Raw genomic sequence first — 13,009 nt, 5'->3', positions numbered from 1 at the left:
TTGATGCAGCGAGAACTTTGCTGCATCAAGTTAAAGTAGTTCAAAGACGCCCGCTGCACCCATTCCTCCGCCGATACACATTGTAACGACACCGAATTGCTTGCCTTGACGTTTTAATTCGCTCATCATACGTATTGTTAAAATCGTACCTGTTGCTCCTAGTGGATGCCCTAGAGAAATGGCTCCGCCGTTGAAGTTCACTTTATCCATATCAAGACCTAGATGACGGATGACTTGTAGGGATTGTGAAGCGAAGGCTTCATTTAATTCCCACACATCGATATCTTCAATCGTCAGTCCTGCAAGCTTCAATGCTTTTGGAATCGCTACAATCGGTCCAATTCCCATTACTTCAGGCGGTACCCCACCCACTGCGAACGAACGGAACTTCGCGATTGGCTTCAGGCCTTGCGCTTCTGCGACTTCACGATCCATCACTAGAACCGTTCCTGCACCATCTGAGGTTTGTGATGCGTTCCCAGCAGTCACAGTGCCTGTTGCTGAGAATGCTGGACGTAGTTTCGCTAATCCTTCCACACTCGTGCCGTGGCGAACACCTTCATCCATTTCAAACATAACTGTCTTCTCGCTATATTTCCCATTGTCATCAACAGTACGTTTGACAACTTCAACAGGGACAATTTCATCATCGAATTTCCCAGCTGCAATCGCTGCTCCTGCTTTTTGATGTGACAGTACTGCAAATTCATCCTGCTCTTGGCGTGTAATACCGTATTTTACGGCAACTTGCTCAGCCGTGTGCCCCATTCCCATATAATACTGTGGAGCGGTTTCTGCTAGGTGAGCATTCGGTCGAATCGTATTGCCCATCATCGGCACCATACTCATCGACTCAACACCGCCTGCAAGAATCGCCTGTGAATGCCCCAGCATAATACGCTCAGCTGCATAGGCAATCGATTGAAGACCTGATGAACAGAATCGGTTGACTGTAATCGCAGGTGTTGTATCAGGAAGACTCGCTAGCGCACCAATATTACGTGCTACGTTCATCCCCTGTTCTGCTTCCGGCATCGCACAGCCTATAATTAAATCATCGATTGGCCCGTCATAGCCCCCCGCACGTTTCAAAGTTTCTTTAATCGTCAGTGCCCCTAAATCATCTGGACGAACCGACACAAGTGAGCCTCGGCCCGCTTTCCCAACTGGCGTCCGTGCACCGGCTACTAGTACTGCTTCACGCATTGAAATTCCTCCTTTACTCTCTCTATCAGTTACGCAATGGTTTTCCTTTGACGAGCATATGCTGCATACGTTGCTGTGATTTCGGTTCCGCTACAAGGCTAAGGAACGCTTCACGTTCAAGATCTAACATATATTGTTCATCCACTAATGTTCCGTATGGTACTTTTCCGCCCGCTAACACAAATGCCAGCTTCTTCGCGATTTTCAGATCATGTTCACTAATAAACCCTGACAAGAACATGCCCTCTGCACCGAGCAGCATCGTCGCATAACCAGAATCACCTGTTACAGGAATTTTTTCGTGCTTCGGCGCTTTATAGCCGTTTTCGTATAAAGCTAGAGCTACTTGCTTCGCATCGTAAATTAAGTGATCGCCATTGACACTGACACCGTCCGCAAAATCAAGGAAGTTATTATCCCGTGCTTCTTCTCCAGAAGTAGATACCTTCGCCATTGCAATGGATTCGAACACTTTATTAGCAACAAACTGGTAATCTATATGAACGCCCTTCGGCAATCCTTTTAGATGTTTTGTATATAGATTGACGTTACCGCCTCCACCAGGAATCAGCCCAACTCCCACTTCAACAAGCCCGATATATGTTTCCATCGACGCTTGAATATGCGCTGCTGGTAAACAAACTTCTGCTCCACCACCGAGCGTCATGCCAAATGGCGCCGCTACTACTGGCTTTGTAGAATATTTGATTTTCATCATGGCATTTTGGAATGATCGGATAATGAAATCTAGTTCAAAAATATTATCATCCTGTGCTTCCATCAAAATCATGCCAAGGTTCGCACCAACACAGAAGTTTTTCCCTTGATTTCCAATGACAAGCCCCTTGTAGTTTTTCTCAACCTCATCTACTGCATAATTGATCATCTGAATGATATCCGGACCAATTGAATTCGATTGGGAGTGGAACTCAAGAAGTGCAACGCCATCTCCAAGGTCTATTAAACTAGCACCGGAATTCTTTTTGATGACACCATGTTTTTTCTTGTAGCGTTTCAAGTTAATTGCTTTTTCGTTCACAGGAACAAGCTTGTAATCTTCCCCGTCGAAGAAGTGCAGGTCTCCGTCTTGTTCGCTATAGAAAGTTTCATAGCCTTTGTCTAGCAAACGTTGAACGAAGGCAGGTACAGTTGCCCCCTCTTCTTTCATCTTCTCCATCGATTTTGCTACACCGATTGCGTCCCAAATTTCAAACGGTCCTTGCTGCCAGCCGAAGCCCCATTTCATGGCATTGTCGATGGCAACGATGTCATCTGCGATTTCACCATGTAGCTCTGCAGAATATAATAGTGTCGGAGCAATGATATTCCACAGAATTTCACCTGTCCGGTCATTCGCGTAAACCAATGTTTTCACTTTATTAGCTAGCCCTTTTTGTTGCTTCGCCATTTCAATTGAAGGCGTTTTCAATTTCTTCGCTGGACCGTATTCAAATGTCTCTGTATCTAGTTCTAGAATGTCTTTCCCTTGTTTCGAATAGAAGCCTTGTTTTGCTTTCGCGCCAATCCAACCATTGTCGATCATCTTTTTCATAAATGGCGGCAGTTTGAACACTTTCTGCTCTTCGCCTACCGTTTTGTCATAGACGTTTTTCGCGACATGCATAAATGTATCAAGACCTACAACATCGAGCGTACGGAAAGTGGCAGATTTTGGACGTCCAATCAATGTACCCGTCACAGAATCGACTTCCCCAATCGAATAGCCACGTTTCTCCATTTCACGTAATGTGATTAGCAGTCCATATGTACCAATCCGATTGGCGATGAAGTTCGGTGTATCCTTTGCAATGACGACACCTTTCCCTAATCGATCTTCTCCAAAGCTCGTCATAAATTCCACCACTTCTGGAGCTGTCGTACTTGCCGGAATGACTTCCAAAAGCTTCAAATAGCGTGGTGGGTTGAAAAAGTGTGTGCCCAGGAAGTGTTTTTGAAAATCTTCCGAACGACCTTCTGCCATCGCCTCAATGCTAATGCCTGATGTATTCGAACTAATGATTGTTCCCGGCTTGCGAACGGCATCGATTTTTTCATATAACCCTTTTTTCACATCTAATCTTTCAACGATGACTTCAATGATCCAGTCAACATCTTTTAACTTTTCTAAGTCATCTTCAAAGTTCCCAGCTTCAATGAGGGATAGATTACTTTTTGTAGTGAGCGGTGCCGGTTTTTGTTTAAGTAGATTTTGGATGGCTCCTGTTGCAATTTTATTGCGTACTTGAGAACTTTCTAATGTTAACCCTTGCGCTTCTTCCTGTTCCGTTAATTTGCCAGGAACGATATCCAAAAGTAAAACCGGTATTCCGATATTTGCGAGATGGGCTGCAATACCCGATCCCATGACACCCGAGCCTAAAACTGCTGCTTTTTTAATTTGATAAGCCACGTGAGAAGCCTCCCTTGTTTTCTTGAATGAACCACCATTCATTTTATGGGCAAAAAAAATAGAAAGCGTTTCTATATCTCTCAGTGTAGAACATTTCAACCATTTTCGCAATATTTAAATTGAAAATATTTATCTTCATTCAGCAAATTCTTTTGTACTGAAAGCGAAGCGTCAGCTACAGAAGTCCCCTACCTTTACAGGTGGCGTGATGAATACAATTTTGTTTTCCCGTTCAATAGCTATCGAAACGCTTGCTGAACGAAGATAAAGCCTCCGGCGGATGTCACAGATTTTGAAAGGAGTCAATCGAGCAAGCTCGATTCAAAATCTGGACGCAATTACGCCGAGGCGTAATTGATTCTAGTATATTTTCTTTTGAAGCATTAAACTACCCGACATGATTGCAATCATTGTACACTTATTATATGAAGGAGGGAATAAAAAGATGAAACCAATTACAACAGCTGAACAGTTCAACGAAATCATTGCAAGCGATTCTAAAGCGCTTATTAAATTCCAAGCAGGATGGTGCCCAGATTGCACACGCATGGATATGTTCATCGATCCAATCGTTGAAAAATATGATATGTACACATGGTATGACATCGACCGTGATGTGCTACCAGAAATTGCAGAAAAATATGATGTGATGGGTATTCCAAGCTTACTTATTTTCCAAAATGGAGAAAAACAAGCTCATTTGCATAGCGCCAACGCAAAATCACCTGAACAAGTTACTGAATTTCTTGACGGTGTAGAAAAATAATTTTATACAAAAACGGATAGATAAAAATCTATCCGTTTTTGTTATGGATTTTATTTCCAAAGTAATATATACTATAGAAAATTGTTGTGAGGTGTAACAATGGACAACGAAAAAGAAATTCAACAATTAAAAGATAAAATTGCCTACTATGAGCTAGTTATTCATGAACTGTCCGCCCCAATCATTCCTTCCCTCTTCGAAGATACTATCCTTGTGCCAATCGCAGGTCCTATCGGTCATAATCGCCTTAAGTCTATTCGTAACCGAGTTCTCGATTACTGCGCAGACCATCGCGACACGAATTGTGCTATTTTTGATTTTACAGGTGTTGACATTAAAGACCTTGAACAACTCGATTTTAATACTTTTACAATTGGAACAAGTCAACTCAATGCCGCCATGAAATTGATGGGCATCCGACCGATTTATGTTGGCTTTAACATACAGCTTGTTCGGGAAATTGTACGAGCAGGAATTCATGGCGAAATTGAAACCTATGCCAACTTCAACACGGCACTCACTATCCTTTTCAATACCAATGACAAATCACTTCATTCCACTTGATGAAGTGTTTTTTTATGAGATGATATATGCAGTTTTAGCATTGATGAAATAGGAATAATTGATTAAAAGGTGGTGGACGAAATGAAAAAAGTATTGAATATCAATGGCAAATCGCAATACGACGAGGATATTAACGAAGCTTTTCGTCCTTCTGCGTGTGGCCCTGTCACCGCTCGTATCCTTATGGATCAATTCCCTCCAGCTGTTTGCCCTTATGATGTCAATGAATTATATGCACAACTTGGTGGTACAAAAATCGGACTTGGCAAAGGTCCTTTCATCCGGAATATGCGTAAATTGCTTGGTGCTGATTGGACTGTCGAAGCCTGTGATATTACTGAAGTAAAAGTCCAAATCGATAATGGGCGACTTGTTGCCGCAAAGTTTGACAAGTGGTTTAATTTCCGTTGGCGTGGGGGCTACGAATTTGATTATCATTGGGTACCTGTTATTGGATATGAAGAAAAAGAGGGCGACGTTGAGTTAATTATTCATGATAACGGTGCGAGAAACCGTCCGAGTCAGGTACGACATATTTCGTATAACAAGAATAAACCCGTGTTGTCATTCGTGAAGATTGAACCCCCAAATTTAAAAAGCATTTATTCATTATGAAGGAATTTTCATAACGAATAAATGCTGGTGTTAGCTTGAAGATTGATTAATATTATTCCTTTTACGAAGTGTATGTTCCGTTCCCCATTCATGCATTGCTACCAAAATCGGCTCTAAACTCTTTCCATATTCAGTAATTGAATACTCTACTTTCGGCGGCACCTGTGGATATACCTTACGTGTAATAATGTCCTCTTCTTCCAATTCACGTAGCTGATTGGTTAGCATTTTTTGTGTAATCGCTGGCACTCTTCGCCTTAGTTCTCCAAATCTATGCGTGCCTTGCTGCAATAGAATTAATAAAATAATCGGCTTCCATTTCCCTACCAATATACCTAACGCATCCTCTACACGACATAATTCCGGTTTCATTTCCATATTACTTCCCACCTTAGTATCCTTTTAGATACTATACCACTTCAAAGTGCGTACTTACATAATAAGCTATTACAAATTAAACTATCAGTAGACAAATTAATTTCAAGAAAAGAGTTGATATATATGGAAAAGTATCGCATTGATCAAAGTAAAGGTCTAGAATTCGGAATTTATACATTAGGGGATCACCTTCCAAATCCACATACCGGGAGTCGCATTTCTGCTAAAGAGCGTATACATGAAATCATTGAATTAGCCAAATTAGCAGATCAAGCTGGTATCGACTTTTTCAGTGTTGGAGAAAGTCACCAGGAGTATTTTGCAACACAAGCACACTCCGTTGTATTAGCTGCGATTGCACAGGCAACTAGTAACATTAAAATTGCAAGCTCTTCCACCATAATTAGCACGTCAGATCCTGTTCGTGTGTATGAAGATTTTTCCACAATCGATTTAATTTCCGGCGGTCGTACTGAGATTGTTGCTGGACGCGCTTCACGCGTTGGACTTTTTGATTTATTGGGTTATAGCGTGCGCGATTATGAAGAATTGTTTGAAGAGAAATTTGAGCTACTGTTGAAAATTAATGAAGAAGAAACCGTCAATTGGAATGGGCGGTTCCGTGCACCATTAAACGATGCAACTATTCTTCCTCGACCACAAAACGGATCATTGCCGATTTGGCGTGCAGTCGGTGGGCATTCCGCGAGTGCGATTAAAGCTGGATACGCAGGGGTTCCTATGTTTTTAGCTACATTGGGCGGACCGGCAACTATCTTTCAGCAAACAATTGCTGCTTACCGCGAAGCTGCCGAGCGTAGCGGCTTTGATCCAGCTAAACTCCCCATTGCAACTGCAGGATTTTTCTATGTAGCTGAAACGACACAGCAGGCGCAAAGGGAAACCTATCCTCATATTAATGAAGGAATGCAGCTCACGAATGGGCGTGGTTATCCGAAGCAGCATTTTGCACAGGGTGCAGACCCGCGTGATGTTATGAATATCGGTAGCCCTCAAGAGGTTATTGAAAAAATTCTCTATCAGCATGAGCTATTTGGACATCAGCGTTATATCGGTCAAATGGACTTTGGCGGTGTCCCATTTGATAAGTTAATGAAAAATATTGAACTGATTGGTACAGAAATTTTACCAGCCATAAAAAAATATACAGCCATTGTTTAAAAAAGCTAACCGGAAAAATTGTCCGGTTAGCTTTTTATATAGCATTTGTAAATGATTCATTTCAAAAAATTATAATAGACAACTAGCTGATAGATTTACAATGAAAGCGATTTTGCCTGTCTAGTAATCATCGAATACCCTTCTCGTTCCATTAACTCTCGAACCTTATCATCATATAAAGGTATCTTTAAATCCTCTATCGGATCGTTCATATCAATTTCACAATGAATTTCCGCCAGCTTCCTTGATAGATGAAGCATGTCGATATCTTCCTCGATTTTTTTGCGCATTCCTGGTGTTAATTCGTGTAGGGATTCAATAACCCCCTCTACTGAACCATATTCTTTTATTAATTTCAGTGCCGTTTTCTGTCCAATGCCTTTCACGCCTGGATAACCATCGCTTGTATCGCCCACGAAAGCCTTTGTATCGATGAATTGCTGTGGCGAAATGCCATATTCTTCAACAAATCGATCATATGTATAGATGTCATAAACGTTGTAGCCTTTTTTCATAAAGGCAATGCGAACTCCAGGTCTGAGTAATTGCAGCAGATCTTTATCTCCAGTAACGATAGTGATGTCCGCCTTACCATCCCATGTCGTAACCATCGAGCCAATCAAATCATCCGCTTCCATGCCATGAATGCCGTAGTTTTTCCAACCAATCAGTTCCGAAACATTTCTCGCCATATCAAACTGTGGCACAAGCTCTGGTGCTGGTGCAGGTCGATTCGCTTTATAACCGTCAAATAAATCATTGCGAAACGTGTGTGCACTCATATCCCAGCAAACTGCTAGATGCGAGGGCTCGAATAATGAAGTTGCTGTCATCGTATGGCGCGCAAACCCTTGCACTCCGTTCGTCGGCGTGCCTGCTGCATTCGGGAAGTAATGCCCCATGGCAGACGTTGCAAAAAATGATCGGAATAACAATGCCATCCCGTCGATTAATAAAATATGTGGTTTCTCTTGAGTATCCATTATGTATTCCTCCTCGAATAATTACTGGCTCTATCATAGCATACGATTTCGGTAGAGACTGCTCTCGTTGTTGGACACTTTGGCGAAATGGTTGGAGACTTCCTCAATTTTGTTGGACATTTTACACGCTTTGTTGGAGGCTTTGACGATTTCGTTGGACACTTTTCCCACCATAAAACACACTGGACATCAAAAAAGCCGAATTCAAAAAGAATTCGGCTTTTCTGCCTTCACTCCACCAAAAACTGTGCTAGCTTTTCGATATCCGGTGTGAAAATACGGTCTTCTTCAATTGGTCGAACGATGGCCATTAATTGTTCAAACTTCACACGGGTTCTCGGTGCCATCTGTTCAGCACCTCGAATCGAACAGCCCGTCAACGCACATAGCGCTTCAATCGCCAAAACATGTCGCGCATTTTTAATAATTGCATAGACATGCCTAGCGCCAATTGTCCCCATTGACACATGATCTTCCTGATTGCCTGATGATGGAATCGAGTCAACAGACGCCGGGTGTGCGAGGGTTTTATTTTCCGACACGAGGCTTGCTGCTGAATATTGCAAAATCATAGCGCCTGATTGCAAGCCAGGTTCTGGGCTCAAAAACGGAGGCAATCCTTCATTTAACTGCGGATTTACCAATCGTTCAATACGCCGTTCCGAAATATTTGCCAGCTCCGCCACACCGAGCTTCAGAAAATCCATAGCAAACGCAATTGGCTGCCCATGAAAATTACCGCCAGATACAACCGTATCCCCATCATCGAAAATAAGCGGATTGTCCGTTGCTGCATTCATTTCAATCTCTAATTTCTCTTTCACATAACCAAGCACCTGCCAGCTGGCACCATGGACTTGTGGAATACAACGAATTGAATACGCATCTTGCACGCGCTTTTCTCCTTGAACAGTCGTCAGCTGGCTTCCCGCTAACCATTTCAGCATCCGGGTCGCCACGTCCACTTGTTCTGAATAGCCACGTGCCTCATGAATCGCTGGATGAAAAGCATCCGTAATTCCATGTAGCGCCTCCATCGTCATCGCCGCAATCCACTCACTATTGTAAGCCAACGACTCCGCCTCCAAATAATTGACCACGCCTTGTGCCGTCATCGCCTGCGTTCCATTAATGAGCGCAAGACCTTCTTTCGCCTCCAACACAATCGGAGCAAGACCATGCTCCTGCCAAACAGCCGCTGACGGAACTTGCCTTCCTTCTTGCCAGACAAATCCTTCTCCCAGTAAAACAAGGGCCAAATGCGACAATGGTGCAAGATCGCCCGATGCCCCAAGTGACCCTTGTTGCGGAATCACCGGATGAATCTGGTTATTGACCATATACGCAAAACGCTCCAACACTTCTACACGAATACCTGAAAAGCCCTTCAGTAACGCATTCAACCGCAGCACTACCATCGCCCGTGAAACCATTTCAGGAAATGGCTCTCCAACACCGCATGAATGCGAGCGAATTAGATGCAATTGCAAAGCCTTCGTATCCTTCTCATCAATTTTCACATCACTAAACTTGCCAAATCCCGTATTAATGCCGTAAACAGTCCGTTCTTCTTGCACGATTCTCTCCACTGCAGCACGACTTTTTCGCACTCGGACCAATGCTTCTTCATCCAATGAAACCTGGGACATCCTATATAAAATAGCTTTCATCTCATCCAAACGAAGAGAGGAACCTGTTAATGTAATCATAGCAACCATCCTTTATTCCTTAATCAATTACGCCAAGGCGTAGTTGCGTCCAAATTTCGAATTGTGCCTGCAGGATGCAGGTATGCGACCGTTGCCGCAGGACGTCGCGAACTTAGACTGCCTTCCTTAACTCCCCTCGTAATTGGTGACATCCGCCGGAGGCTTAGGTCAACAAGGATCGAACTATATCCTTGTTGACCTAAGAGCGATCGATGACTTTGACACCTTTTTTCCATACAGATCTAACATGATTGACGCCAAATAAATACTGTAGTTCCTGATAGTTAGCAATATCCCACAACACGATATCCCCTTGTTTGCCTGGCTCAATCGACCCTACTTTGTCTTCCATCTGAATGGCACATGCCGCATTATACGTCGCAGCCGTCAAAGCCTCTGATGGCGTCAAGCGCATTGATATACATGCCAAATTCATCACCAATGGCATGGATGTTGTTGGGGATGAACCGGGATTACAATCTGTTGAAATCGCAACAGGTACGCCCCCATCAATCATTTTTCGTCCTTCTGCCGCCTGTTCTCTCAAAAAAAGTGCAGTCGCTGGCAATAAACAAGCAATCGTCCCCGCTTTAGCCATCGCCGCAATTCCTTCATCAGAAGCTTTCAATAAATGCTCTGCTGAAATCGCTCCCACTTTAGCCGCTAATTCTGCCCCGCCATATGGTTCGATTTCATCCGCATGGATTTTGGGTATGAGTCCGTATTTTTTACCTGCTTCTAAAATACGTTCCGACTGTTCAGGCGTAAAAACACCAACTTCGCAGAACACATCATTGAAAACCGCAAGTTTTTCATTGGAGACGGCTGGTAGCATTTCATTGATAATATAATCGACATACTCCTCTTCGCGCCCCTTGTACTCTGTCGGAACAGCGTGCGCTCCCATGAATGTTGGGATGATATCAATGGGATGCTCCGCCTGCAATCGTTTCATGACACGTAGCTGCTTCAACTCCGTTTCTAGATTGAGCCCATAGCCACTTTTCCCTTCAACTGTCGTGACGCCATGTTGCAAAAAGGAATCCAGTCGGCGCTTCGTTTGCTGCACCAACTCCTCTTCCTTTGCTTCTCGCGTCATCGTTGTCGTTGCGTGAATCCCCCCGCCAGCGTTCATAATTTCCATATATGTCGCGCCTTGAAGCCGCCTTTCAAATTCGCGTTCGCGACTGCCCCCATAAGCGACATGCGTGTGCGGATCCACAAGTCCTGGTGTAACCAAATGACCTTTTGCATCTGTAATCACCGCTTCATGTGCACGGTCTTTGAACTGCTCTTCAAGCTGTCGCGTTGTCCCAACTGCTTGAATAATGCCATCCTCAATCCAAACACTGCCATCTCTAATAATTGAAATATTGTTCATGTCATCTTTTATTCGCGGTCCCTTGCTCGGTTGAGCTAATGTCGCGAGTTGGGATGCATGTTTAATCCAAACGATATTTGTCATTCTTGAATCTCCCCTTTTGCCATCATCGGAATATTGACTCCCTTTTCCCGGGCTGTTTTCTCGGCAAGTTCATAACCAGCATCCACATGCCGAACAATGCCCATACCGGGATCCGTCGTTAAAACTCGTTCGATTCGAGCTTCTGCCTCTTTCGTACCATCCGCAACAATCACCATTCCTGCGTGAATGGAGTAGCCCATTCCGACACCACCCCCATGATGAACGGAAACCCACGTCGCGCCTCCAACTGCATTGATCATTGCATTCAAAATCGGCCAATCTGCTACAGCATCCGAACCATCCTTCATTGCCTCTGTTTCACGGTTTGGTGATGCCACTGAGCCAGAATCGAGATGATCCCGCCCAATTACGATAGGTGCTTTTAACTCACCCGAAGCGACCATATCATTAATAATTTTCCCAAATCGCGCGCGTTCCCCATAGCCAAGCCAGCAAATGCGCGACGGCAATCCTTGGAACTGGATTTTGTCTTGCGCCATTCGAATCCAATTGCATAAATGCGTATTGTAGCTAAATTCCCGTAAAATCACTTCATCCGTTTTATAAATATCTTCCGGATCTCCTGACAATGCCACCCAGCGAAACGGACCTTTGCCCTCGCAAAACTGCGGACGAATATACGCAGGCACAAATCCAGGGAAATCAAATGCGCGTGTAACGCCTTCATCTTTCGCTACTTGGCGGATGTTGTTGCCATAATCGAATGTAATTGCGCCTTTATCCATCATGTCAATCATGGCTTCGACATGTGTAGCCATTGATGCTTTCGAGCGTTTCACATAGTCCTCTGGATTGGCAGAACGTAGTACCGCCGCTTCCCCAAGTGACATGCCTGTTGGAATATAGCCATTCAATGGATCATGCGCTGATGTTTGGTCCGTTAACACATCTGGAATAAACCCACGAGCAATCATAGCAGGCAACACTTCAGCCGCATTGCCAAGAAGTCCAATCGACAGTGCTTCACCCTTGGATTTCGCTTCCTTCGCCAAACGAATAGCTTCATCTAAAGAAGCTGTTTTGACATCGGTATAACGCGTTTCAATCCGTCGATCAATACGTGTTTCATCGACCTCAATACCAATACAAACACCGCCAGCCATTGTCACCGCCAATGGTTGGGCACCACCCATGCCGCCAAGTCCAGCTGTTAATGTAATGGTCCCTTTCAGTGATTCACCAAAATGCTGCTTCGCCAGCTCCGCAAATGTTTCATATGTCCCTTGCACGATTCCTTGCGAACCGATGTAAATCCAACTGCCCGCCGTCATTTGCCCGTACATCATTAATCCTTTTTTATCGAGCTCGTGGAAATGCTCCCAATTGGCATAGGCCGGAACTAAATTCGAGTTGGCAATCAATACTTTTGGTGCGTCTGTATGTGACTTGAATATCGCAACCGGTTTTCCCGATTGCACAAGTAAGGTTTCATCATTTTCAAGTTCCTTCAACGAGCGAACAATGGCGTCAAACGACTCCCAATTGCGCGCTGCCTTGCCGATTCCCCCGTACACTACCAACTCATCCGGATGCTCTGCCACTTCCGCGTCCAAGTTATTCATCAGCATACGAAGTGCCGCCTCTTGCTGCCAACCTTTCGTATTTAACTCCGTCCCCCGATAACGAATTACCCGTTCAGCTGCTTTTCCCATTAGGATTCCCTCCTGACTAATCTACTATTATCGTACACGATGTAAGCGCTTTATTGTA

The 13,009-nt window shown here is 44.0% G+C and carries 11 protein-coding genes; 4 read left to right on the top strand and 7 right to left on the bottom strand.

Annotated features, from left to right (window positions below):
• Window positions 1-30 precede the first annotated feature (30 nt).
• Together R2B77_RS08865 and R2B77_RS08860 are read right to left on the bottom strand one after the other, a co-directional pair.
• Window positions 31-1,206, bottom strand: a complete 1,176-nt coding sequence (locus R2B77_RS08865; RefSeq protein ID WP_203247997.1) for an acetyl-CoA C-acetyltransferase — start codon at window positions 1,204-1,206, stop codon at window positions 31-33.
• A 25-nt stretch (window positions 1,207-1,231) separates the two neighbouring features.
• Window positions 1,232-3,658, bottom strand: coding sequence for a 3-hydroxyacyl-CoA dehydrogenase/enoyl-CoA hydratase family protein (locus tag R2B77_RS08860; protein ID WP_212391636.1), 2,427 nt, complete (start codon window positions 3,656-3,658; stop codon window positions 1,232-1,234).
• 403 nt (window positions 3,659-4,061) lie between these two features.
• Here R2B77_RS08860 and R2B77_RS08855 point away from each other — a divergent pair, with 403 nt between their 5' ends.
• The 3 genes from R2B77_RS08855 to R2B77_RS08845 all read left to right on the top strand — a co-directional run bounded on the left by R2B77_RS08855 (window position 4,062) and on the right by R2B77_RS08845 (window position 5,561).
• On the top strand, window positions 4,062-4,382 hold the full coding sequence (locus R2B77_RS08855; RefSeq protein WP_203247999.1) for a thioredoxin family protein: 321 nt from the start codon (window positions 4,062-4,064) through the stop codon (window positions 4,380-4,382).
• 99 nt (window positions 4,383-4,481) lie between these two features.
• Window positions 4,482-4,946: an STAS domain-containing protein gene (locus R2B77_RS08850; RefSeq protein ID WP_203248000.1), complete on the top strand. Its 465-nt coding sequence runs from the start codon at window positions 4,482-4,484 to the stop codon at window positions 4,944-4,946.
• 81 nt (window positions 4,947-5,027) lie between these two features.
• Complete coding sequence (locus R2B77_RS08845; protein WP_203248001.1) at window positions 5,028-5,561, top strand: cysteine peptidase family C39 domain-containing protein; 534 nt, start codon at window positions 5,028-5,030, stop codon at window positions 5,559-5,561.
• 30 nt (window positions 5,562-5,591) lie between these two features.
• Here R2B77_RS08845 and R2B77_RS08840 read toward each other — a convergent pair whose 3' ends face one another.
• Entirely contained in the window at window positions 5,592-5,939 is a 348-nt protein-coding gene (locus tag R2B77_RS08840) for a winged helix-turn-helix transcriptional regulator (RefSeq protein ID WP_203248002.1), read from the bottom strand.
• 123 nt (window positions 5,940-6,062) lie between these two features.
• On the opposite strand from R2B77_RS08840, the gene R2B77_RS08835 reads away from it, so the two are divergent.
• Window positions 6,063-7,121 carry an LLM class flavin-dependent oxidoreductase gene (locus R2B77_RS08835; RefSeq protein ID WP_203248003.1) on the top strand — a complete coding sequence of 353 codons (1,059 nt, stop codon included), beginning with the start codon at window positions 6,063-6,065 and terminating at the stop codon, window positions 7,119-7,121.
• A gap of 95 nt (window positions 7,122-7,216) precedes the next feature.
• On the opposite strand, the gene R2B77_RS08830 is transcribed toward R2B77_RS08835, so the two are convergent.
• From R2B77_RS08830 to hutU, 4 genes are all read right to left on the bottom strand, one after another.
• The gene (locus tag R2B77_RS08830) at window positions 7,217-8,104 is read right to left on the bottom strand and encodes a 5'-3' exonuclease (protein ID WP_203248004.1); all 888 of its coding nucleotides are present in this window, start codon (window positions 8,102-8,104) and stop codon (window positions 7,217-7,219) included.
• Between the two features lie 230 nt (window positions 8,105-8,334).
• Window positions 8,335-9,813 (bottom strand): histidine ammonia-lyase, encoded by a 1,479-nt coding sequence (gene hutH, locus R2B77_RS08825; RefSeq protein ID WP_203248005.1) that lies wholly within the window; start codon window positions 9,811-9,813, stop codon window positions 8,335-8,337.
• A gap of 199 nt (window positions 9,814-10,012) precedes the next feature.
• Complete coding sequence (gene hutI / locus R2B77_RS08820; RefSeq protein WP_203248006.1) at window positions 10,013-11,278, bottom strand: imidazolonepropionase; 1,266 nt, start codon at window positions 11,276-11,278, stop codon at window positions 10,013-10,015.
• Window positions 11,275-12,951, bottom strand: coding sequence for a urocanate hydratase (hutU, locus tag R2B77_RS08815; RefSeq protein ID WP_203248007.1), 1,677 nt, complete (start codon window positions 12,949-12,951; stop codon window positions 11,275-11,277). Before hutU ends, hutI begins: the two co-directional genes overlap by 4 nt.
• Between the last annotated feature and the right edge of the window lie 58 nt (window positions 12,952-13,009).

The sequence above is a fragment of the Sporosarcina beigongshangi genome, assembly GCF_033485195.1.
Lineage (GTDB): Bacteria > Bacillota > Bacilli > Bacillales_A > Planococcaceae > Sporosarcina > Sporosarcina beigongshangi.
Note: the sequence above shows the minus strand (reverse complement) of the source record. Positions and strands in the feature narration are given on the sequence as shown.

Excerpts from the sequence above, each read along its gene's own strand:
- R2B77_RS08865 (WP_203247997.1), bottom strand. The coding sequence starts at position 1,206 with ATGCGTGAAGCAGTACTAGTAGCCGGTGCACGGACGCCAGTTGGGAAA.
- R2B77_RS08860 (WP_212391636.1), bottom strand. The coding sequence starts at position 3,658 with ATGAATGGTGGTTCATTCAAGAAAACAAGGGAGGCTTCTCACGTGGCT.
- R2B77_RS08855 (WP_203247999.1), top strand. The coding sequence starts at position 4,062 with ATGAAACCAATTACAACAGCTGAACAGTTCAACGAAATCATTGCAAGC.
- R2B77_RS08850 (WP_203248000.1), top strand. The coding sequence starts at position 4,482 with ATGGACAACGAAAAAGAAATTCAACAATTAAAAGATAAAATTGCCTAC.
- R2B77_RS08845 (WP_203248001.1), top strand. The coding sequence starts at position 5,028 with ATGAAAAAAGTATTGAATATCAATGGCAAATCGCAATACGACGAGGAT.
- R2B77_RS08840 (WP_203248002.1), bottom strand. The coding sequence starts at position 5,939 with ATGGAAATGAAACCGGAATTATGTCGTGTAGAGGATGCGTTAGGTATA.
- R2B77_RS08835 (WP_203248003.1), top strand. The coding sequence starts at position 6,063 with ATGGAAAAGTATCGCATTGATCAAAGTAAAGGTCTAGAATTCGGAATT.
- R2B77_RS08830 (WP_203248004.1), bottom strand. The coding sequence starts at position 8,104 with ATGGATACTCAAGAGAAACCACATATTTTATTAATCGACGGGATGGCA.
- hutH (WP_203248005.1), bottom strand. The coding sequence starts at position 9,813 with ATGATTACATTAACAGGTTCCTCTCTTCGTTTGGATGAGATGAAAGCT.
- hutI (WP_203248006.1), bottom strand. The coding sequence starts at position 11,278 with ATGACAAATATCGTTTGGATTAAACATGCATCCCAACTCGCGACATTA.
- hutU (WP_203248007.1), bottom strand. The coding sequence starts at position 12,951 with ATGGGAAAAGCAGCTGAACGGGTAATTCGTTATCGGGGGACGGAGTTA.